We start from the raw sequence: 21,466 nt of genomic DNA on the forward strand, positions 1-21,466 counted from the left end.
TGGAGGGATGACTGAGTACCTCGCGATCACCGGTGGCCACGTCGTTCCCACAAGCGCAGACCCGATCCCCGGCGGCACCGTCGTCATCGTCGACGGCGTCATCACGGCGGTCGGCGGCGCCGACACCGTCGTTCCGGACGGGGCGCGGGTCGTCGACGCCTCCGGGCGGTGGGTGCTCCCCGGCTTCGTCGAGGCGCACGGCCACCTCGGCGTCCACGAGGACGGCGAGGGCTGGTCCGGCGACGACACGAACGAGATGACCGATCCGAACGGCGCGCGGTTCCGGGCGTTGGACGGCATCGACATCGAGGAGGTCGGCTTCCGCGACGCCCTTCGCGGCGGCGTGACGACCGCGGTCATCAAGCCCGGTTCCGGAAACCCGATCGGCGGGCGCACGGTCGCGATCAAGACGTGGGGCGGGCGCACGGTCGACGAGCAGCTCCTCGCATACGACGTGTCGGTGAAGTCCGCGCTCGGCGAGAACCCCAAGCGCGTCTACGGCGACAAGAAGCAGACGCCCTCGACGCGGCTCGGCGTCGCCGCGGTGCTCCGCGAGGCCTTCGTGAAGGCACGCACCTACGCCGAGAAGCGCGCCGCCGCGGCCTCCGCCGGTGAACCGTTCGAGCGCGACCTCACCAACGAGACGCTCGCCGCCGTGCTCGACGGCGATCTGGTCTGGGACCAGCACTGCCACCGCCACGACGACATCGCCACCGCCATCCGCCTCGCGGAGGAGTTCGGCTATCGCCTCGTCGTGAACCACGGCACCGAGGGGCACAAGATCGCCGACGTGCTCGCCGAGAAGCAGATCCCGGTGATCTTCGGTCCGATGCTCACCTCGCGCTCGAAGGTCGAGTTGCGCGACCGCGCCATCGGCAACCTCGCCCTCATCGCCGAGGCCGGCGTCACCGTGGCGATCACCACGGACCACCCGGTCGTCCCGATCGACCAGCTGCGCCTGCAGGCGATCCTCGCCGTCCGCGAGGGACTGCCGCCCGAGACGGCGCTCCGCGCGCTGACGGTGAACCCCGCCGCCATCCTCGGGCTCGAGGGCCGCGTCGGCGCGCTCGAGACCGGACGCGACGGCGATGTCGTGCTGTGGTCGGGTGACCCACTGGCCCTGGACTCCCGCGTCGAGCAGGTCTTCATAGGCGGGCGTCCCATGGTCGAGCCCGCGGACGACCAGGGGCTTCCGCGCATCGTCGAGCGGTGGGAGCGCTTCGGCCGCTCCTCGTGGACGGCATGACCGACACCGGCGCGACCGCGCGTCCGACCCGGCGGGTGGAGCTGACGCTCCGCCGCCCCTGGTTCGCGCTGTACGCCGGCATCCGTCCGACCCTCGTCATCGCCGGCCGCGGTCAGCCGACGCAGTGGGGCGTGGGCACGTGGCAGCTCCCCGACGACGAGGATGCCGCACTCGGGGTGTTCCTCTTCTCGCGGGGGTGGCGCTTCGGCGACGCCGAGGCCGCGATCCCCGCGGGGGACCGCCGGACGTGGGAGTACCGCGCGCCGGCGCTGCCGTTCGGCCGGGGACGCCTGCGACCGACGGGCGAAGCACCCGAGAGAGAAGAGAGACGATGACCCGCATCGCCACGACCGTCAGCCCGCTCACCCTCGGCACCTCGGGGCTCGGGCGGGGAACGGTGCCCGGCAGCCCGGAAGAGGCCGAGGTGGTGGCCGACGCCGTCGCCCTGCTCCGCTCGGGACACGCGTATGTCGACACGTCGAACAACTACTCCGACGGCCGTTCGGAGGCCGTCATCGGGCTCGCGCTCCGCGAAGCGGATACAGATGCGGATGCGGATGCCGCCACCCGTGTCATCACGAAGGTCGACGTCGACCCTGTCACCGGCGCCTTCGACCGCGACCGCGTCCTGCGTTCGTTCGAGGAGAGCACCGCACGGCTCGGCGTCGATCGACTGCCGCTCCTGCACCTGCACGACCCGTATGCAGTGAGCGTCTCGGAGACGATGGCTCCGAACGGCGCGGTCGAGGGCCTGCGCGAACTCCGCGACGCGGGCGTCGTCGACGCGATCGGCATCGCCACCTACCCGGTGGACGAGATGCGCGAGTACGTCGCCACCGGCGTCTTCGACGCGGTGCTCAGCCACAACTGCTTCACCCTGCTCGACCAGAGCGCGACCCCGCTGTTCCGCGCGGCGCAGGAGCGGGGGATGACGGTGTTCAACGCGGCCCCGTTCGCCAGCGGCATCCTGGTCAAGGGGGCGACGTCGACCTACACCTACCGTGAGCCGTCGCCGGAGATCATCGCGCGGCTCGCGCAGCTCGAGAAGCTGTGCCGAGCCCACGGGGTGGAGCTTCCCGCCGTGGCGCTGCACTTCTCCCTCCGTTCGCCCCTCGTCGATTCGACCGTGGTCGGAGTCAAGACCCGGGCGCGCCTTGCGGCCCTCGACCAGCTGGCTGCCGTGGAGGTTCCCGGCGAGATCTGGCCGGAGCTCGACGCGCTCCACGGAAGCTGGGCAGCATGACGCGCAACTGGGCCGGGACGTATTCGTACACCGCGCCGCGGATCGAGACGCCGGAGACCGTCGACGCGCTCCGGGCGCTCGTCGCTGCCCCGGGGCGGGTGCGGGCGCTCGGGACCCGGCACTCCTTCACCGACCTCCCGGACACCGCCGGCACCCTGGTCGACGTCACGGCCCTTCCCGCCGAGTTCGCGCTCGACGAGGCGCAGCGGACCGTCACCGTGGGTGCCGGCATCCGTTACGGCGTGCTCGCCGCGTGGCTCGACGAGCGCGGCTGGGCGCTGTCGAACATGGGCTCGCTCCCGCACATCAACGTCGGCGGCGCCACCGCGACCGGGACGCACGGCTCGGGGGACGCGCAACGGAACCTCGCCGCGAACGTGCGGATGCTGCGGTACGTCGGCGCGGACGCCGAGATGCACGAGGTCCACCGCGGCGACGCCGACTTCGACGCGCTGGTCGTCGGACTCGGCGCCTACGGCATCGTCGTCGCGCTGACCCTCGACATCGTCCCGTCCTTCCGGATGCGGCAGGACGTCTATACGGGGGTGACGTGGGATGCCGCGCTCGCCGACCTGTCCGCCGTGACCGGCGCGGGGTACAGCGTCTCGGTCTTCTCACGCTGGGAGGACGAGACGATCGGCGACGTCTGGGTCAAGACGCGGCTCGACCGCGACGACGATCCGGTGCCCGACGCCCTTCTCGACGGACGCCAGGATGCCGCCGCCGAGCCCCTCGGAGGGCTCGCCGACGTCACCGAGCTCGGCGGTGTGCCGGGGCCGTGGATGCTGCGGCTGCCGCACTTTCGCCTCGACGGGACGCCGTCCTTCGGGGACGAGATCCAGTCGGAGTATTTCGTCGCGCGCCCCCATGCCGCCGCGGCGCTGCAGGCGCTCCGCCCGCTCGCGCCCCGCATCCAGCCGCTGCTGTTCATCACGGAGCTGCGGACGATCGCTGCCGACGACCTGTGGCTGAGCCCGGCATCCGGTCAGGATGTGATGGCGATCCACTTCACCTGGGGCAACCACCCACGCGCGGTGCGCTCGCTGCTGGTCGACATCGAAGCGGCGCTCGAGCCCTTCGCCGCGCGTCCGCACTGGGGCAAGCTGCACCTCATGGAGCGCGACGCGATCGCCCGCGCGCACCCGCGGCTCGCCGAGGCGCGTGCCGTGTTCGAGCGGCTCGACCCCGACGGCCGGTTCTCCAACGCGCACCTCGAGCGCGTCGGGGTGCGCGAGCCGCGCGGCTGACGCGGCGTCAGCGGCGAGGAGTGGCGATCGGGCTCGTGGCGGCGACCTCTTCGGAGAAGTCCTCCGGCTGCGGGCGTACCACCGACAGCGGACGCGTCTCGTCGATCGTGAGGCGGAACCGGCGCTGTTCGTGCCTGTGCAGACGTCCCGAGGCGAGCAGCCAGATCGCGCCGACGGCGAAGGCGGCGAAGCCTGCACCGGCACCGAGCAGGATCGCGGTGCGGGGACCGAACTCCGACGCGACCCAGCCGACGATCGGGGCGCCGATCGGGGTTCCGCCCATGAGGATCGCCACGTAGAGGGCGAGGACGCGGCCGCGGAGCGCCGGATCCGTCGTCGTCTGGACGTATCCGTTCGCGGTGGTGAGCATCGTGACGACGGCGAAGCCGGTGAACATGAGCGTTGCGGCATACAGCCAGTAGTTCGGCATGAACGCCGACACGGTGGCGGCGATCGCGAAGAGGAGGACGCCCGCGATGACCACACGGATGCGGGCGCGATCGCGGCGCGCGGCGAGCAGGGCGCCCGCGAGGGACCCGACGGCGAGGATCGAGCTGAGGAGGCCGTAGCCGTCGGCCTCCTGGCCGAATTCCAGCGCCATCGTCGAGGCGAAGATCGGGAAGTTCATTCCGAACGCGCCGATGAGGAACACCATGCTGAAGGCGACGACCAGGTCGGGACGCTTCGCGACGTACCGGAAGCCGTCGGCCAGCCGCGCCCCCGACGGGGCCTTCACGCGCGGCACGAGAAGGTCGACCCGGATCAGCATGAGGGCGACGATCATCCCCACGAACGTGACCGCGTTGACGACGAACACCCAGCCGCTGCCGACGGCGACGATCATGAGGCCCGCGACGGCCGGTCCGATCATGCGCGCGCTGTTGAAGGATGCCGCGTTGAGGGCGACCGCGTTCGAGGCGTTCTCGCGGGCGACGAGGTCGGAGACGAACGCCTGCCGCGCCGGATTGTCGAACGCGGCGATGACGCCGAGCGTGAGGGCGAAGCCGTACATCAGTGGAAGCGTCATCACCCCGGCGAGGAGGAGCGCACCGATCGCGAGGCCGAGGAGGAGCAGCAGGGCCTGGGTGAGCATGAGGAGGCGCCGCCGGTCGAAACGATCGGCGACCCACCCGGTGACGCTGACGAGAAGCAGCTGCGGGGCGAATTGCAGGCCCATCGTCACGCCCATGGCGGCGGCGTCGTTGTTCGTGAGCTCCGTCAGGACCACCCAGCTGATCGCTGTGGCCTGCATCCACGCGCCGATGTTCGACACGAGCGCGCCGATGAACCAGACGCGGTAGTTGAAGACGGAGAAGGACCGGAACATCGCGCTCATCGTGCGGCCATCCGTCCCATGATCTCGGCGGCCCGGGCAAGCGTGTCGCGCTCCTCGGCGGTGAGGTCCTCGAGGGCGGATTCAACCCACGCGTCGCGGCGTCGGGCGGTCTCATCGACGACCGCGCGCCCGGCATCCGTCAGCGAGATCACGACCTTCCGGCCGTCGTTCTCGTCGGCGGACCGGCCGATGTAGCCGGCATCCTGCAGGCAGTTCACGGTGCGGTTCATCGACGGTGCCGACACGCGCTCACGGTCTGCCAGCTCACCGAGGGTGTGGTCGCCGTGGACCCAGAGGGCCGCGAGGACGCCGAACTGGCCGTCGCTCATCGAGTCGTCCGCGCGCTGCGTGCGCATGCGGCGGGCGAGGCGGAACGTCGCGATGCGGAGATCGGACGCCGGTGACGACAGCGGGGTCGTCGGATCGTCGGCGGAGGTCGTCGTGCGGGGGGAGGAGATGTCTGTGGAGCTCATGCGATTCTTTAGCATAGCTCATTAGCCCTGCTAAAGAAACCGCGCACCTAGACTCGAGCCATGCCCGACAGCGACGCCGCGTCCTCCTTCACCGACGCCCGCGGGACCCGGATCTTCTACGACGTCTATCCCGCCGACGGCACCGCCCGCGCCGTGGTGCAGATCCTGCACGGCGTCGGCGAGCACGCCGGTCGCTACCGGGCGCTCGCCGAGACGCTCGCCGCGCACGGCTACACCGTCTACGCCGACGACCACCTCGGGCATGGTCGCACGGGCATCGTGCAGCACGGGCACCCCGGCAAGCTCGGTCGGCTGGGGCCTGGAGGCATGCGCGCGGCGCGCGACGCGGTCTACGCGCTGACCGAACGCATCCGTCGCGAGCATCCCGACCTGCCGCTCATCCTCCTCGGGCACTCGTGGGGGTCGTTCCTCGCGCAGATGCTCGTCGACCGGCACGCGGCATCCTTCGACGCCCTCGTCCTGTCGGGCTCGGCGCTGCGCACGCCGGGGAGCCTCAACGCCGGCGACCTCAACGCGCCGTGGAAGGGGGACGACGCGATGGGGACGGAGTGGCTGTCGTCGGACCACGCGGTCGGACGCGCCTTCCTCGACGACCCGCTGACGACCTCCGAGCCCCTGCTGAAGCTCTTCGGTCCGCTGGAGGCCGCGCGGCTGTTCGGACGTCCGGCGCGGAACCTCCCGCGCGACCTTCCGACCCTGCTCATGGTCGGGCGCGACGACACGGTGGGAGGGCCGCGGAGCGTCCACCGGCTCGCCGAGGCCTACCGCACCCGCTCGGGGTTCACCGATGTGACCACCCTCGTCTACCCCGGAGCGCGGCACGAGATCTTCAACGAGGTCATGCAGGACGAGGTCCGCGCCGACCTCGTCGCCTGGCTCGACCCCCGCTTCCCCGCCCGTGACTGACGCGGGGTCCTAGGCTGGCTGTCGTGCACGGCGAATACAAGGTCCCCGGTGGAAAGCTCGTGGTCGTCGACCTCGAGGAGCGTGACGGGCGCATCGACGCGTTCCACCTCGCGGGCGACTTCTTCCTCGAACCCGACTCCGCCCTCGACGACATCGACCGCGCGGTCACCGGCCTCCCGGTGGAGGCGGATGTCGCCACCATCGCCGCCGCCGTCCGCGCCGCTCTCCCCGAGGGTGCGCAGCTGCTGGGCTTCACCCCGGAGGCGGTCGGCACAGCGGTGCGCCGCGCGCTCGTCACGGCACCCGGTTGGGGCGACTTCGACTGGGAGATCGTGCATGACCGGCCCCTCTCGCCGCGCATGAACCTCGCCCTCGACGAGGTGCTGACCGCGCGCGTCGGCGAGGGGCGCCGACGCCCGACGCTGCGCCTGTGGGAGTGGAACGAGTCGGCCGTGGTGATCGGGTCGTTCCAGTCGTTGCGCAACGAGGTCGACCCCGAAGGTGCGGCGCGCCACGGATACGACGTCGTGCGCCGGATCTCCGGCGGCGGCGCGATGATGATGGGCGCGAACTCGATCGTCACCTATTCGCTCTCGGTGCCGGCATCCCTCGTCCAGGGGCTGACCTTCGCCGACTCCTACGCCTTCCTCGACGATTGGGCGTTGCAGGCCCTCCGCGCCCTGGGCGTCGAGGCGACCTACCAGCCGCTCAACGACATCGCCTCCCCGCAGGGGAAGATCGGCGGCGCCGCACAGAAGCGCCTCGCCAACGGCGGCGTGCTCCACCACGCGACCCTCAGCTACGACATGGACGGTCAGGTGATGACCGAGGTGCTGCGGATCGGGCGGGAGAAGCTCAGCGACAAGGGCACGACCTCCGCCGCCAAACGCGTCGACCCGCTGAAGCGGCAGACCGGGCTCCCTCGCGACGCGATCATCGAGCAGCTGAAGGCGACCTTCACATCCCTCTACAACGCCGAGGCGGGTCGTATCACCGACGAGGAATACGCCGAGGCGGAGGCGCTCGTCGCCTCCAAGTTCGCCACCGACGCGTGGTTGCGTCGCGTGCCGTGACCTCCGTGTCGGCATCGCCGATCGTCGAGGACCGACCGCGCGGGCGCGTGACGATCCACCACGGCGACAACCTCGCCGTCGCGGCGTTTCTCCCGGACGCCGCCTTCACCGTGGTGTACCTGGACCCGCCGTTCAACACCGGACGCCCGCAGACCAAGACCGTCGAAACGGCGCTGCATCGACCGGCATCCGTGGACGGAGCGACGGATGCTGCGACGGATGCCGGAGCGGGGGCTGCCGCGCGCACCGTTCCGGGCGTCGTCCGCCGCGGGTTCCACGGGCGGGAGTACGAGCGGCTGCGCGGAGACCTCCTCACCTACGACGACCGGTTCGACGACTACTGGGGCTTCCTCGAACCGCGCCTGGTCGAGGCGTGGCGGCTCCTCGCCGACGACGGCACGCTGTACCTGCACCTGGACTACCGCGAGGCGCACTACGCGAAGGTGCTCATGGACGCCCTCTTCGGTCGCTCTTGCTTCCTCAACGAGATCATCTGGGCCTACGACTACGGTGCGAAGACCCGCCGCCGCTGGCCCACCAAGCACGACACGATCCTCGTCTACGTCAAGGACCCGGCGCGCTACTGGTTCGACTCCGGCGCCGTCGACCGCGAGCCGTACATGGCCCCGGGCCTTGTCACGGCCGAGAAGGCCGCCCGCGGGAAGCTCCCCACCGACGTGTGGTGGCACACCATCGTCCCGACCACCGGACGCGAGAAGACCGGGTACCCGACGCAGAAGCCGGAGGGGATCCTGCGGCGCATCGTCCAGGCATCCTCTCGTCCGGGCGACCGGGTGCTCGACCTCTTCGCCGGCAGCGGGACCACCGGCGCGGTGGCCGCGGCCCTCGGGCGCGACGCCGTCCTCGTCGACGCGAACCCCGAGGCGGTGGCCGTGATGCGCGAGCGGATCCCGGACGCCGAGGTCGCTCCGACCCTAGGCTGACCTCATGCGTTTCGGAATCTTCATCCCCCAGGGCTGGCGTCTCGACCTCGTCGGCATCGATCCCGCCGACCAGTGGTCGACGATGAACGAGATCGCGCAGCGCGCGGATGCCGCGGCGTGGGAATCGCTGTGGGTCTACGACCACTTCCACACCGTGCCGGTGCCGACCGAGGAGGCCACCCACGAGGCGTGGACGCTCATGGCCGCCTTCGCGGCGTCGACCGACCGCATCCGTCTCGGACAGATGTGCACCTCGATGGGGTACCGGAACCCGGCCTACCTCGCCAAGGTCGCCGCCACGGTCGATCTGATCTCCGGCGGGCGCGCCGAGATGGGGATCGGCGGCGGGTGGTACGAGCACGAGTGGCGCGCGTACGGATACGGATTCCCGGGGATCGGCGACCGGCTCGCGCGCCTGCGCGAAGGTGTCGACATCATGCACCAGGCCTGGACGACCGGCACGGCGACCCTCGACGGGAAGCACTACCAGGTCGACGGCGCGATCGTCCGGCCGACCCCGCTGCAGGAGGGCGGCATCCCGCTGTGGATCGCCGGAGGCGGCGAGAAGGTGACCCTGAAGATCGCTGCGCGCTACGCGTCGTACACGAACTTCGCCGGGTCGCTCGAGGAGTTCGACCACAAGAGCTCCGTGCTGCAGGGGCACTGCGACGCGATCGGACGCGACTTGGGCGAGATCACCCGCTCGTCGAACTTCAACACGATCGTCGGGGCGACCGAGGCCGAAGCCGCCGAGCGGCTGCGCGTCGTCGTCGAGCGGCTGCGTCCGCACGTCGGGGACGAACGGGCCGCCGCCATCGAGGAGGACTACCGCTCGTCGCCCGGGTTCGGCACCCCCGAGCAGGTCGCCGAGCGTCTCGCCGAGCGCGCGGCGCACGGCCTCGGCTACGCCATCCACTACTTCCCTGAGGCCGCGTACGACCGGTCCGGCATCTCGCTGTTCGAGCGCGAGGTCCTCCCCGCGCTGACCTGACCCGACTGCCGGCGCGTGTGAAAGCGCGGGGTTCACCGATTCGCGTCAAGAACGCGTGGCGAACGGCAGATTTCGGGGTCGTGCGGGGTCTCAGGTGCCCGGATCTCCCGCGTTCTCGACGGTCGGTGGCTACCCCGTCCTCGGATGGTCGGCGACACCCGCGCCGCGTCCGATGGATCGTTCGGCGTCGAAATCGCGTGGCAGACAACGGTCTTCAGGGCCCTGGAGCCGGTGGGACGCCGGGATCCCCCGCGTTTTCTCTCCGTGAAGCGAATGCCTCGCGCCACGAGGAGCCTCCTCCCCAGGGACGGGCGCGCGCGTGTTGTCCACGCTTCGCGGCTGATCGGCGGCTCGGGAGATGCGTGCGCCGGATGCTGGGATGCATGGCAACGGCCCTGCGCGACGAGTCCCCGATCTTCCTCCGTCGCCGCGATCTCATCGCCGCGGGCTGGAGCGACCGCGCACTGCGCTTCGCTGTCGAGACCGGCGCGCTTCTCCGACCCCGTGCCGGTGTGTATCTGAATGCTGACGTATCCGCAGACGTCGTGGACGCCTGCGCGCTGGGAGGTCGGCTCGCGTGCGTGTCCGAGCTCGCGCGACGAGGGGTCTTCGTGATGGACTCCTCCGTTCTGCACGTACATCTGCATGCTCCGCGCCTGAAGCGCACCGCCCTCGGGCGCCCGACGCGGCGGCACTGGGCTCAGCTGCGGCGGCAGCCGCATCCGTCCGCTGTGGCGGTGTCGCCGCTCGATGCCGTTGCATGCGCGGTGCGGTGCCAGTCACCGCGAGCCGCGGTCGCCACGATCGATTCCGCCCTCCGCAACCGTGTGATCGATCCCGGAGACCTCGACGAGCTGTTCGGCATGCTTCCCCGTCGCTACCGTGTACTGCGCCGACTGCTCGACGCGCGTGCTGAATCCGGCCCCGAGTCGCTCGTGCGCGTGATGCTGCGCACTCTGGGCGCATCCGTCGAGCTGCAGGTGTCGATTGCCACCGTCGGACGCGTGGATTTCGTGGTCAACGGCTGGCTCATCGTCGAGTGCGACAGTGCCGAGCATCACGCCTCGTGGGACGCCCAGCGTCGAGATCGCCGTCGTGACCGTGCCGCAGCGGCTCTCGGGTACGCCACTCTCCGGCTCATCGCCGAGGACATCATGTGGCACCCCGACGAGGTCCGGGAGGCTCTCGTCGGCATCCTCGCGTCCCGTCCCGCCAAGCGGTAGCCGTCAGGGGACAGGCCCGGGCCGTCGAGGACGCGGGGTCGCGCGGCGTGTCGAGATTCCCGCGGTGGCTCGGTAGCCCGGATCTCACGCGCTCTTGACATGGTCGAGCCGGGAGCGGAGATGAAGCCACGTCGCGGCGCCGAGCCGACGCCGTCGGAAACGCGGGGGTTCACGGCGTGTCGACGGTGGCATGACACCTCCGAATGCCGTATCCCACGCGTTTTCGACGGTCGAGCCAGGCCGTCCGGCGGCGGTCGGCTGTCAGGCCAGGGCCCGGACCGAGGCGTAGCCGTCGTAGACGACCGGGGCGCGACCGTCGGCCGGCAGGTCGAAGACCCGGGTCGGCTGGGTCGCCGGATCCCATGCGGGCCACCCCGGGTCCCCGTCGCGGATCAGGGCGACGGCGGCCCCGTGCACCGCGTCGGCCAGAGCCTGAGACGGTGCGTCGCCGGCGATCGCGCCCACGGCCTCGGCGCCCAGCGCGTCGAACCAGAACGGCACGTCGAGGCAGTGGCACGCCCACCCGATCGTCGGTGACGGCCACGTGAACCGGTACGCCCAGGTTTTCGCCGCGCCGCCGGCCGCGGCCCGCGCGTCGGCGGCGCGCAGCACCGTCGAGCGGAAGATGACGTCGCCGACGTAGCGCCCGACGACCGCGGCGGTCCCCTTGCGTCGCTGTGGGGCGTTCGCGGCGAGCCAGGCGTGCCGCCTCTCCCTCGGCACGTCGAGCTGCTGCAGCGCGACCCCGGGCGGCACCAGCCCCAGCACCCGTGCGGCCCCGTCGGTGATCATCGTGAACTCGTCGTCGGTCGCCCCGAGCACGAGCGGCACATCGCCGCCGAGGCCTGAGCGCAGCGCCTCGATCGTGGGTCGGGCGAGGAGGTCGCCGTCGATCATCGGGCCGAAGCTCAGACCGTCCTGCAGCATTCCGCGGGCGACGTCCAGCGGCGACTGCCCGGTGCGCCCGACCGACTCCTGCTGCGCGAGGATGTCGGCTTCCGTCACGCCCGCGAATCCGTCCCGCGAGGGATCGACGCCGAGGAGGCCCGCGAGCTTCGCCGTCAGCGTCCGCGCGCGTTCGCCCGACACGTCGCCGAGGGCGGGGGAGAGCGCCCAGGCCGCGTGGAAGAGTCCCTGCGCCGCCGGCATCCCGAGGAGCGTCAGCACCGCACCGCCGCCCGCGGACTGGCCCGCGATCGTCACGTGCCCCGGGTCGCCCCCGAATGCCGCGATGTTCTCCTGCACCCAGGCGAGGGCGGCGAGCCAGTCGCGGACGCCCCGGTTGCTCGGTGCTCCCGGGATGTGGCCGAACCCGTCGAAGCCGAGACGGTACGAGATCGTCACCGTCACGACGCCGTCGCGCGTGAAGGCCGACCCGTCGTACCAGGGGCTCGCGGGCGACCCCTCGGTGAAGCCGCCGCCGTGGATGTAGACCAGCACCGGCAGCGCCGCGTCCCCGCCCGGCGTTGGGGTGAAGACGTTCACGTTCAGCGTCGCCTCTCCGGGCACCGCGGGCTCGGGGATGAGGGTCTTCTCGCCCGGTTTGGCGCGCTTCGCCGTCGCACCGTACTCCCGGGCGTCACGGATGCCGTCCCACGGCGCCACCGGGACGGGCGCGGCGAACCGCAACGCGCCCACCGGGGCCTCGGCGAACGGGATGCCGAGGAAGGCGGCGGAGCTGCCGGGCGCCTCCGCGGGACCCCGCCAGAACCCGCGGACCTGCCCCGCGGTGATGCGGACGATGGGGTCAGGGTTCACGGGTGTCCTCCGCGGGTCGGGTGAGCGGGCCCGCGAGCGCGATGAAGAGCGCGTCGAGGGTGTCGGCCATGTCGAACGTGGGTGCGAGCATCCACTGCAGCTGCAGTCCGTCGGCGGCGGCCTGGAGGAGCCGGGCGAGCGTCTCCGCATCCACGGCGTCGCTGATCTCGCCAGCCTCCTGCCGGCGGCGGAAGGATGCGGCGAACGAGCCCCGGAGGCCCTCTCCGCGCTCGAGGAAGAAGGCGTGCGCCGGATGCTGGGGGTCGGCGGCGTCGACCGAGAGTCGGGAGAAGAGCGCGACCACGCCCGGCACCTCGCTGTTGTGCCGCACGACGCGACGCAGCCCCTCGCGGACGTCGCCCTCGCCCCCGCCGAGACGCTCGGTGGCGTCGATCTCGTCGCGCTTGCGCAGGATCTCGGTGAACAGCTCTTCCTTGCTGTCGAAATAGTGCAGGAGCCCCGCCTGGCTGAGCCCGACCGCATCGGCGAGTTCCCGCACGGACGCGCCGCGCATCCCTTCGCGTGCGACCACCTCGAGGGCCCGCTCGAGGATCTCCTCGCGTTTGGCGATGCCCTTGGCGTAGGAGCCACGCGTGCGGTGCGGATCCGGCATGACAGCAGTACATCGCACCTTCCCGAAAAGACAAAAACCGAGTACTGTTAGGTTTCTCGCGCGTCGACGATGATCGCGACGAATGCCGCACACGAGGAGGACCGATGACGTCCCACGCCCCGCTCCCCGAGCCCGCCGACCTCACGATCGAGGAGAAGGCGTCGCTGACCAGCGGCGCGACCTTCTGGACGACGAAGGCGATCGACCGACCGGGTGCCGCCGTGCCCTCGATCGCGATGAACGACGGACCGCACGGCCTCCGCAAGCAGGTGGAGAGCGCCGACCACCTCGGCATGGGCGGAAGCCTCCCCGCCACCTGCTTCCCGCCCGCGGTCGGACTCGGGTCGTCGTGGGACGTCGAGCTCGCCGAACGTGTGGGCGTCGCCCTCGGCGCGGAGGCCTCGATCCAGGACGTCGCGATCCTCCTCGGCCCCGGCATCAACATCAAGCGGTCACCGCTGTGCGGGCGCAACTTCGAGTACCTCTCCGAGGATCCGCTCGTCTCGGGCGTGCTCGGCGCGGCGCTGGTGCGCGGCATCCAGTCGCAGGGAGTGGGGGCGTCGCTGAAGCACTTCGCGGCGAACAACCAGGAGACCGATCGGATGCGGGCCTCCAGCGACGTGGACGAGCAGACGCTCCGGGAGATCTACCTCCGCGGATTCCAACGGGTCGTGCAGGACGCCCAGCCGTGGACGGTGATGTGCGCGTACAACCGGATCAACGGCGTCTACGCATCCGAGGATCCGTGGCTGCTGACGACGGTGCTCCGCGACGAATGGGGCTTCGAAGGGCTGGTCGTGTCGGACTGGGGAGCGGTCAACGACCGTGTCGCGGGCCTTGCCGCCGGCATGGACCTCGAGATGCCCTCCTCCGGCGGAACCACCGATGCGCAGATCGTCGCAGCTGTCCGCGACGGGCGCCTCGACGAGAGCGTCCTCGACACGGCCGCCGGGCGGGCGATCGACCTCGTCCGGAAGGCACGCGCGGGCGCGGGGCGGGTCGCCGGCCCCCTCGACGTCGACGCCCACCACGCCCTCGCCCGGGAGGCCGCCACGCGCTCGATCGTGCTGCTGAAGAACGAGGGCGGGCTCCTCCCGCTCGCCCCCTCGGCCCGTGTCGCGGTCATCGGCGCCTTCGCCGCGAAGCCCCGCTACCAGGGGGCGGGGTCCTCGATGATCAACCCGACCCGGCTCGACACCGCGCTCGACGAGATCACCGCCGCCGTCGGCGTCGAGGGCGGTACGGTGGCCTTCGCTCCCGGGTTTGCGCTCAGCCCGAACGACACCGCGGATGCCGACGCCCTCCGCGCCGAGGCCGTCCGCGCCGCCGCGGCCGCGGACGTTGCCGTGGTCTTCCTCGGGCTCCCCGCTGCGGCGGAGTCGGAGGGCTATGACCGGACCCACATCGACCTGCCCGCCGATCAGCTCGCCCTTCTCGCGGTGGTGCGGGAGGCGAACCCGAACGTGGTCGTCGTCCTCTCCAACGGCAGTGTCGTCGCCCTGCCCTTCGCCGATGAGGTGCCCGCGATCCTGGAGGCGTGGCTCCTCGGCCAGGGTGGCGGCGGGGCCACCGCGGACGTCCTCTTCGGCGCGGTCGCCCCCTCGGGGAGGCTGACCGAAACGATCCCGCTCCGTCTCGAAGACACCCCCGCCTTCTTGCACTACGGCACAGAGGGAACCGTCCACTACAGCGAAGGTCTCTTCGTCGGCTACCGCTGGTACGACGCGCGGGCGATGGAGGTCGCCTACCCGTTCGGGCACGGCCTGTCGTACACGACCTTCGCCTACAGCGCGCCGTCGGCATCCGTTCGCGAGGACGGAGACATCACCCTCCGCGTCGCGGTGACGAACACGGGGACGCGCGCCGGTCGCGAGGTCGTCCAGGTCTACGTCTCGCGCCCGGGGCTCCCCGCGCGTCCCGTGCGGGAGCTCGCGGGGTTCGCGAGCGTCGCTCTCGAGGCAGGGGAGACCCGCGACGTCGAGGTGACCGTCCGCCGAGACGACCTCGCGACCTACGACGTGCGAGCCGGCCGGTGGCTCGTCGCGGGCGGGGACCACGTCTTCGCGGTGGCCGCGTCGAGTCGCGACATCCGGTCCGAGCTCTCACTGGAGATCGCCGGGGATGCCGTGTCACGGCCGCTCTCGCGCGAGTCGTCGTTGGCGGAGGCGCTCGCCCACCCCGTCGCCGGCCCCGTCCTCGCTCGGGCGTTCGCGCCGATGACCGAGGCCTCCGGGGCGTCGGCCATCATGCCGGAGGGTGTGGACATGATGGCCATGCTCGGGTCGTTCCCGCTCGGGCGTCTCGGCATGATGGCGGGACTGGGGTTCGGCCCGGACGAGGTCGACCGGCTGCTCGAGACGGCGAACGCGTCCGAGCAGCCGGCCGGGTGACCTGGGACCGGGCGGTCGTCAGGAGCGGAGGAAGGCCAGCAGTGCCTCGTTGACCTCGTCGCCGTGCGTCCAGAGGAGCCCGTGCGGGGCGCCCTCGATCTCGACGTAGGTCGCGTCGGGGAGGAGTTCCCGGAAGCGGCGTGCCGTGGCGTCGATCGGCAGGATGTTGTCGGCGGTGCCGTGCAGGATGAGCGCGGGGACGCCGATCGCCGGGATGTCGCCGCGGAAGTCGGTCGGCCACGTCAGCGGCGCCGCCGCGATCGCGGCGTTGCCGGCCTGTGCGGCCACGCGGGCACTCGCGTCGACGGCCTCCTGCGAGATGCGCGAGCCCAGGGTGTCGTCGAGGTTGTAGAAGTCCTTCAGGAACCCGGTGACGAAGCCGTAGCGGTCCTCCCGGACGGCGGCGGCGACGCCGTCGAAGAAGTCCTGGGGGCCGGCACCGTCGGGGTTGTCGTCGGTGATGAGAAGGTAGGGCTCGAGGGAGCCGAGGAAGGCGGCCTTCGCGACGCGCTCGCTGCCGTAGCGGGAGAGGTACCGGGCGATCTCGCCGGTTCCCATCGAGAAGCCGACGAGGACGACGTCGCTCAGGTCGAGGTCTTCGAGGAGCGCGTGCAGGTCGGCAGCGAACGTGTCGTAGTCGAGGCCGGAGGCTACCTTGGTCGACGCGCCGAACCCGCGGCGGTCGTACGCGATCACGCGGTATCCGGCATCCAGCAGCGCCGCCTGCTGCTTGCCCCAGGACTCGCCGTTCAGCGGGAAGCCGTGGATCAGGACGACGGGCTGCCCCGACCCCTGGTCGGTGTAGTACAGCTCGATGTCGGCGGAGTTCTCGGTCCCTACGGTGATGTAGGCCACGTCGGATCCTTTCCGGACCGGCGCTCTGCCGGGTCCGGATACGACGCTAGAGCGCCGCGTCCGGACCCGGAAGGTCTTGCGATCCGAGGACGTCTGTGGTGCGACGTCAGTCGCGGGCGGCGCCGGCCGACGGGGCGACGGTGAAGATCGTCGGCGCGGCGAACCCGGCGTCGGCGAACGCGGCGGTGACGGCATCCGTCACGGCTCCGACCTCGTCGCGCGCGACGAGGGCGATCGCGGCGCCGCCGAAGCCGCCCCCGGTCATGCGGGCGCCGATCGCGCCGGCGGCGAGAGCGGCCTCCACGGCGGTGTCGAGCTCGGGGACGGAGATCTCGAAGTCGTCGCGCATCGAGGCGTGCGAGGCCACCAGCAGTGGTCCGACGGATGCCGGACCCTCGGCGGCGAGGGCTGCGACCGTGTCGATCACGCGCTGATTCTCGGTCACGACGTGACGCACGCGCCGGAAGGTCACATCGTCGAGGAGCTCCTGAGCGCGCTCGAGATCGGCGACCGAGACATCGCGGAGGGCGGATGCCCCCATCGCCTCGGCGCCGCGCTCGCAGGCCGCGCGGCGCTCGCCGTAGCCGCCCGTGGCGTGGGAGTGGCTCACGCCGGTGTCGATGACGACGAGCTCGAGGCCGGCATCCGCGAATCCGAGGTCGACGACCTCCGCCTCCAGCGACCGGCAGTCGAGGAAGATCGCCGCATCGGCGCGGCCGAGCATCGACGCCATCTGGTCCATGATTCCGGTGGGGGCGCCCACGGCCTCGTTTTCGGCGGTGCGCCCGACCCGCGCGAGCGCGGTGCGGTCGAGGTCGATGCCCCAGATCGCGGCGAGGGCGCTCGCGGTGGCGCCCTCGATCGCGGCGGAGGAGGACAGCCCCGCACCGACGGGGACGTCGGAGGCGAAGGCGAGGTCCACGCCGACGAGCGTCACCGGGTCGCGCCCGGCCGCGCGCTGCAGCGCCCACGCGACCCCGAGCGGGTAGCGCGCCCACTCTGCCACGGTCTCGCGTCCGTCGGGAAACAGGGCGTTGAGCTCGGCGAGCGGCACCTCGACGGCATCGTCGGCGAAGGTGGACGCGACGCGGATGACCCCGTCCGCGCGGGTGCCGAGCGCGACATGGGTGCGGTGCTGAATCGCGAAGGGGAGCACGAACCCGTCGTTGTAGTCGGTGTGCTCGCCGATGAGGTTCACGCGTCCGGGCGCGGACCACGTGCCGAGGGGAACGGCGTCGAACCGCTCGGTGAAGAGCGCGCGGGCGCTCTGGGCGGCCTCGGGGCGGGCTCCGGGGGCGTCGGTGGCGGGGGCGTCGGTCATGCGGTCACCTCGGGGATCGTCGAGACGGCCTCGCGCAGGCGTGCGGCGGAGGCCTCGGGGGGGATGTCGCCGATCCAGGCGCCCATGGCGGCCTCGGAACCGGCGAGGAACTTCAACTTGTCGGCGGCGCGACGCGGGCTCGTCAGCTGCAGGTGCAGGCGCGCGCTGTCGCGGCCGGCGTGCACCGGCGCCTGGTGCCACGCGGCGATGTACGGCGTCGGGGTGTCGTAGACGGCGTCGACGCCGCGCAGGAGCCGCAGGTAGAGTCCGGCGAGCTCGTCGCGCTCGGCATCCGTCGTTCCGGCGAAATCGGCGACGTGGCGGTGGGGCAGAAGATGCACCTCGAGCGGCCAGCGCGCGGCGAACGGGACGAACGCGCTCCAGTGCTCGCCCTCGAGGATCATGCGCTCGCCGCCCCGCTCGTGCTCGAGGATGCGGGCGAACAGGTCGTCGCCCTCGCGCTCGATCGAGCGGAGGAGGCCGGCGGTCCGCGGCGTGATGTACGGGTAGGCGTAGATCTGCCCGTGCGGGTGGGGGAGGGTCACGCCGATCGCCTCGCCGCGGTTCTCGAACGGGAACACCTGCTGGATGCCGGGGAGGGCCGACAATGCCGCGGTCCGGTCCGCCCACGCCTCGATGACGGTGCGGGCGCGGGTGCGCGAGAGGGTGCCGAACGAGCCCGCGTGCTCGGGGCTGAAGCAGACGACCTCGCAGCGGCCGACACTCGTGCGGGTGCGACCGAGGCCGGGCGCGTCGAGGTCGTCGAGGTCGCGCGGCGGGTCGACAGCGGCGGGGGCCGAGCCGTGGGCGGTCGCGAGGGCCGGGCCGAAGGACGGGCTCTTGTTCTCGAACACCGCGACGTCGTACCGCGAGGGGATCTCGGACGGGTTCGTGGGGGTCTGCGGCGCGAGCGGGTCAAGCTCAGCGGGCGGGAGGAATGCACGGTTCTGCCGGGCAGCGGCGATCGAGACCCAGTCGCCGGTGAGGACGTCGCGGCGCATGGTCGCCGTCGCGGGACGCGCGTCGAGGGTGCGGGCGTCGACCGCCCGGTCGGGACCGAGCGTCGTGTCGGGATCGTCGTAGTAGATCAGCTCGCGTCCGTCGGCGAGGAGGGTGGGGCGTTTGACGACGCCGGCGTCCAGGATCTGGGGGGTCTCTTCGGTGATGGCCACGATAACACGGTAGCGGGACAGCGTGTTATCGTCAACACGCTGTCCCGTCGGGGACGTGGGTGAGAAGCGCGGGGACGTGCCGGGTCAGAGGGGCTCAGCGCGTCAGGCGCACCTCGAGCGCCGCCGCCGCGGCATCCGCATCCGGCGCGATCGAGAAGGTCGCCGACCCCGCAGCCGCGGTCGCCCGGTAGTCGCCCGCGAACCCGCGCATCCGGATCAGGCCGTCGGCATCCGGTGCGATCGCCCGCGGCGCATGCCACCACTCGCCGCGGATCAGATTCCGCAGCATCGCATACGAGGGCTTCTCGCTGCCGTCGGCGCGCAGGAGGCCGACCGGGGCGCCGAGCCAGGCCCCGGCATCCGTGATACCCCACATCGTGAGCGATTCGACGGCGGGATGGGCGAGAGCCGTCCGGTAGTGGCGCTCGAGCTCGTCGGCCTGACGGGCCTCGCCCTCGGGAGTAGAGGGCCATTCGGATACGACGTAGTCGTTGAGATCGACGATCTCGGGCGGCATCAGATTGCCCGAGACCAGCGTCGTCTCGGTCAGCTGCAGCGGCAGGCCGAACCGGGCGAAGCGCTCGAGGATCGACGCGAGCTGATCCTCTCCGCGGAACCCCTGGTGCATGTGCGTCTGCAGTCCGATCGCGTCGATGCGGATGCCGGCGGCCAGGCACTCCTCGATGAGGCGCTCATAGCGCGGCGAGAGGTCGAAGTCGTTGAGCACGAGCCGTGCGCTCGGGTCTGCCTCGCGGGCGGTCTCGAACGCCATCCGCACCATCTCCACCCGTCCGCGGGACCGTGCCAGGCGGGTGACCGCGTTGTCCTCGGCGGTGAAGTCCGGGAGGATCACGACCTCGTTGATCGCGTCCCACTGGTCGACGAGGCCGGCGAAATCGGTCGCCTCGCGGCGGATGCGCGCGCGGATCGCGGCCTCGACCTCGGCATCCGTTCGGTCGAGCAGCCACGCGGGCGCGAGCGTGTGCCAGACGAGGGGGTGGCCCTTCACGCGCACTCCCCGGTCGGCGAACCACCGCGCCGTCGCCTGCAGCCGCGCGGTGTCGGGGTGGCCGGGCGCCGGCTCGAAGAACCGCCAGTAGAACGGCAGCGTCACCGTGTCGAACACCGCCAGCCACGCCTCGAGGAGGTGCTCGGCGAGCGCGACGTCGGCGGCGGCGAGGGCCTCGCGGTCGCCGTCGGGGCCGGAGGTTGCGCCGCCGAGGAGGCCGAGGAAATCGAACCCGATGTTGCCGAAGCCGAACGCGTGGCGGGTCTGCTCCACGACCACGGATGCCGGATCCGCCGGGGCGCCGTCGGCGTCGAGCATGCGCAGGGACACGTCGCGGAACCGCGGGGAGAGATCGTGGAACATCGGCCCACCCTCGCACAGGCGTCGCGAACGTCAGAGACGAACGCGGCGAGACCGTGGGTGTTATCGTCAACACACCGAGTGTCCAGGAGGTGCGATGCCCCGCGTGTCGATGGCCGACGTCGCCGCGCACGCCGGCGTGTCCGCGCAGACCGTGTCGCGCGTCGTCAACGGATCGCCCCGGGTCGACCCGCAGACCCGCGCCCGCGTCGAGGAGGCGATGGCCGCGCTCGGCTACCGCATCCATCGCGCGGCGCAGGCGCTCCGCACGGGACGCACCCGCACCATCGGGCTCGTCGTCTCCACCCTCGCCACCGTCGGCAACAGCCGCATGCTGCAGGCGGTGTGCGCGGCGGCGGAAGCCCGGGACTACGCGATCGTCGTGGTGACCGCGACGGCGGACTCCGGCATCCGTCCGGCGTTCTCGCGTCTGCACGACCGCGCGGTCGACGGTGCGATCGTGCTGAACGAGGCCACGCGGCTCGTGCAGCTCGCCGGGACCACCGGAGACATGCCGCTCGTCGTCGTCGACGCCGAGCCCGCCGCGCACCTCGTCACCGTGCAGACCGATCACGCGGACGGCGCGCGGACGGCGACGGCGCACCTCCTCGCCGGCGGCGCCGCGACGGTCCATCACCTCGCCGGCCCTGCCGATTCATTCGCCGCCGCCGAGCGCGAGCGCGGTTGGCGGGCGGCGCTCGCGGAGGCCGGCGCCGTGGTGCCCGAGCCCGTGCGCGGGGACTGGGGATCGAGGTCGGGCGCGGCGGCGGCGGTGCTGCTCGGCGACGCGACGGCGGTCTTCGCCGCCAACGACCAGATGGCGCTCGGCCTCCTCCACGGGTTCGCACACCTCGGCCGACGCGTTCCGAACGACGTCGCCGTCGTGGGGTTCGACGATGTGCCGGAGGCCGTGGACTACCTCCCGCCGCTCACCACCGTGCGTCAGGACTTCGACGCTCTGGCAGAGCGCGCCGTGAGCCGGCTCATCGACCTCGCCGAAGGAGCGGGCCCGCGGGACGCGGCATCCGACAGCCTCGCGGAGGTCGTCGGGGCCGAGCTCATCGTGCGCGACAGCAGCCGCCCCGCGCCCGGGGCCTGACCCGTCGCCCGCGGCGCCTGACCGTCCGCCGTCGGAAACGCGGTGGATCAGGGACGTTTCGGGGGCTCCGCCGGGCCCGTGGGTCGATCCGTCCCGCGTTTTCGACGCCGGCGGCGCCTGACCGGCGGGCGGGGCCCCTCCCTCTGGCACTGACCCGTCGCCCGCGGTCCGAGCCGTCAGCCGTCG

Annotated in this window: 19 protein-coding genes; 11 read left to right on the plus strand and 8 right to left on the minus strand. The window is 71.9% G+C overall.

Annotation, left to right across the window (positions count from 1 at the left end):
* Positions 1–7: 7 nt before the first annotated feature.
* The 4 genes from KZC50_RS06310 to KZC50_RS06325 are packed head-to-tail and all read left to right on the plus strand — an operon-like array spanning position 8 to position 3,736.
* Positions 8–1,246 carry an amidohydrolase gene (locus KZC50_RS06310; protein ID WP_310891040.1) on the plus strand — a complete coding sequence of 413 codons (1,239 nt, stop codon included), beginning with the start codon at positions 8–10 and terminating at the stop codon, positions 1,244–1,246.
* Complete coding sequence (locus KZC50_RS06315; protein WP_310891041.1) at positions 1,243–1,581, plus strand: hypothetical protein; 339 nt, start codon at positions 1,243–1,245, stop codon at positions 1,579–1,581. The genes KZC50_RS06310 and KZC50_RS06315 overlap by 4 nt, the downstream gene beginning before the upstream one ends.
* Complete coding sequence (locus tag KZC50_RS06320) at positions 1,578–2,489, plus strand: aldo/keto reductase (protein ID WP_310891042.1); 912 nt, start codon at positions 1,578–1,580, stop codon at positions 2,487–2,489. The genes KZC50_RS06315 and KZC50_RS06320 overlap by 4 nt, the downstream gene beginning before the upstream one ends.
* The gene (locus tag KZC50_RS06325; protein ID WP_310891043.1) at positions 2,486–3,736 is read left to right on the plus strand and encodes an FAD-binding protein; all 1,251 of its coding nucleotides are present in this window, start codon (positions 2,486–2,488) and stop codon (positions 3,734–3,736) included. Before KZC50_RS06320 ends, KZC50_RS06325 begins: the two co-directional genes overlap by 4 nt.
* Positions 3,737–3,743: 7 nt before the next feature.
* Here KZC50_RS06325 and KZC50_RS06330 read toward each other — a convergent pair whose 3' ends face one another.
* Together KZC50_RS06330 and KZC50_RS06335 are read right to left on the minus strand one after the other, a co-directional pair.
* On the minus strand, positions 3,744–5,063 hold the full coding sequence (locus tag KZC50_RS06330) for an MFS transporter (protein ID WP_375294586.1): 1,320 nt from the start codon (positions 5,061–5,063) through the stop codon (positions 3,744–3,746).
* A gap of 5 nt (positions 5,064–5,068) precedes the next feature.
* Positions 5,069–5,545: a MarR family winged helix-turn-helix transcriptional regulator gene (locus tag KZC50_RS06335; RefSeq protein WP_197272942.1), complete on the minus strand. Its 477-nt coding sequence runs from the start codon at positions 5,543–5,545 to the stop codon at positions 5,069–5,071.
* A 60-nt stretch (positions 5,546–5,605) separates the two neighbouring features.
* Here KZC50_RS06335 and KZC50_RS06340 point away from each other — a divergent pair, with 60 nt between their 5' ends.
* The 5 genes from KZC50_RS06340 to KZC50_RS06360 all read left to right on the plus strand — a co-directional run bounded on the left by KZC50_RS06340 (position 5,606) and on the right by KZC50_RS06360 (position 10,703).
* Positions 5,606–6,472, plus strand: coding sequence for an alpha/beta hydrolase (locus KZC50_RS06340; protein ID WP_310891044.1), 867 nt, complete (start codon positions 5,606–5,608; stop codon positions 6,470–6,472).
* A gap of 23 nt (positions 6,473–6,495) precedes the next feature.
* Entirely contained in the window at positions 6,496–7,545 is a 1,050-nt protein-coding gene (lplAB, locus tag KZC50_RS06345; protein WP_236967228.1) for a lipoate-protein ligase LplAB, read from the plus strand.
* The gene (locus KZC50_RS06350; protein ID WP_310891045.1) at positions 7,542–8,489 is read left to right on the plus strand and encodes a DNA-methyltransferase; all 948 of its coding nucleotides are present in this window, start codon (positions 7,542–7,544) and stop codon (positions 8,487–8,489) included. Before lplAB ends, KZC50_RS06350 begins: the two co-directional genes overlap by 4 nt.
* A gap of 4 nt (positions 8,490–8,493) precedes the next feature.
* Positions 8,494–9,480: an LLM class F420-dependent oxidoreductase gene (locus KZC50_RS06355; RefSeq protein ID WP_310891046.1), complete on the plus strand. Its 987-nt coding sequence runs from the start codon at positions 8,494–8,496 to the stop codon at positions 9,478–9,480.
* Between the two features lie 383 nt (positions 9,481–9,863).
* On the plus strand, positions 9,864–10,703 hold the full coding sequence (locus tag KZC50_RS06360) for a type IV toxin-antitoxin system AbiEi family antitoxin domain-containing protein (protein ID WP_236967231.1): 840 nt from the start codon (positions 9,864–9,866) through the stop codon (positions 10,701–10,703).
* A 261-nt stretch (positions 10,704–10,964) separates the two neighbouring features.
* Here the strand turns inward: KZC50_RS06360 and KZC50_RS06365 are convergent, their stop codons facing one another.
* Together KZC50_RS06365 and KZC50_RS06370 are read right to left on the minus strand one after the other, a co-directional pair.
* Positions 10,965–12,461, minus strand: coding sequence for a carboxylesterase/lipase family protein (locus KZC50_RS06365; RefSeq protein WP_310891047.1), 1,497 nt, complete (start codon positions 12,459–12,461; stop codon positions 10,965–10,967).
* Positions 12,451–13,074 (minus strand): TetR/AcrR family transcriptional regulator, encoded by a 624-nt coding sequence (locus tag KZC50_RS06370; protein ID WP_053547091.1) that lies wholly within the window; start codon positions 13,072–13,074, stop codon positions 12,451–12,453. The genes KZC50_RS06365 and KZC50_RS06370 overlap by 11 nt, the downstream gene beginning before the upstream one ends.
* Before the next feature lie 104 nt (positions 13,075–13,178).
* Between KZC50_RS06370 and KZC50_RS06375 the strand changes: the two genes are divergently transcribed.
* Complete coding sequence (locus tag KZC50_RS06375) at positions 13,179–15,464, plus strand: glycoside hydrolase family 3 C-terminal domain-containing protein (protein WP_310891048.1); 2,286 nt, start codon at positions 13,179–13,181, stop codon at positions 15,462–15,464.
* Positions 15,465–15,482: 18 nt separating this feature from the next.
* On the opposite strand, the gene KZC50_RS06380 is transcribed toward KZC50_RS06375, so the two are convergent.
* From KZC50_RS06380 to KZC50_RS06395, 4 genes are all read right to left on the minus strand, one after another.
* Positions 15,483–16,319 (minus strand): alpha/beta fold hydrolase, encoded by an 837-nt coding sequence (locus tag KZC50_RS06380; RefSeq protein WP_310891049.1) that lies wholly within the window; start codon positions 16,317–16,319, stop codon positions 15,483–15,485.
* 106 nt (positions 16,320–16,425) lie between these two features.
* The gene (gene galK, locus KZC50_RS06385) at positions 16,426–17,640 is read right to left on the minus strand and encodes a galactokinase (RefSeq protein WP_310891050.1); all 1,215 of its coding nucleotides are present in this window, start codon (positions 17,638–17,640) and stop codon (positions 16,426–16,428) included.
* Positions 17,637–18,812, minus strand: a complete 1,176-nt coding sequence (gene galT / locus KZC50_RS06390; RefSeq protein ID WP_310891051.1) for a galactose-1-phosphate uridylyltransferase — start codon at positions 18,810–18,812, stop codon at positions 17,637–17,639. The genes galK and galT overlap by 4 nt, the downstream gene beginning before the upstream one ends.
* A 94-nt stretch (positions 18,813–18,906) precedes the next feature.
* Positions 18,907–20,184 (minus strand): endo-1,4-beta-xylanase, encoded by a 1,278-nt coding sequence (locus KZC50_RS06395; RefSeq protein WP_310891052.1) that lies wholly within the window; start codon positions 20,182–20,184, stop codon positions 18,907–18,909.
* A gap of 94 nt (positions 20,185–20,278) precedes the next feature.
* On the opposite strand from KZC50_RS06395, the gene KZC50_RS06400 reads away from it, so the two are divergent.
* Positions 20,279–21,280 (plus strand): LacI family DNA-binding transcriptional regulator, encoded by a 1,002-nt coding sequence (locus tag KZC50_RS06400; protein ID WP_310891053.1) that lies wholly within the window; start codon positions 20,279–20,281, stop codon positions 21,278–21,280.
* The last annotated feature ends 186 nt before the right edge of the window (positions 21,281–21,466 follow it).

Origin of the sequence: Microbacterium aurantiacum, from assembly GCF_031625015.1 — a bacterium.
GTDB classification, from domain to species: Bacteria; Actinomycetota; Actinomycetes; order Actinomycetales; family Microbacteriaceae; genus Microbacterium; species Microbacterium aurantiacum.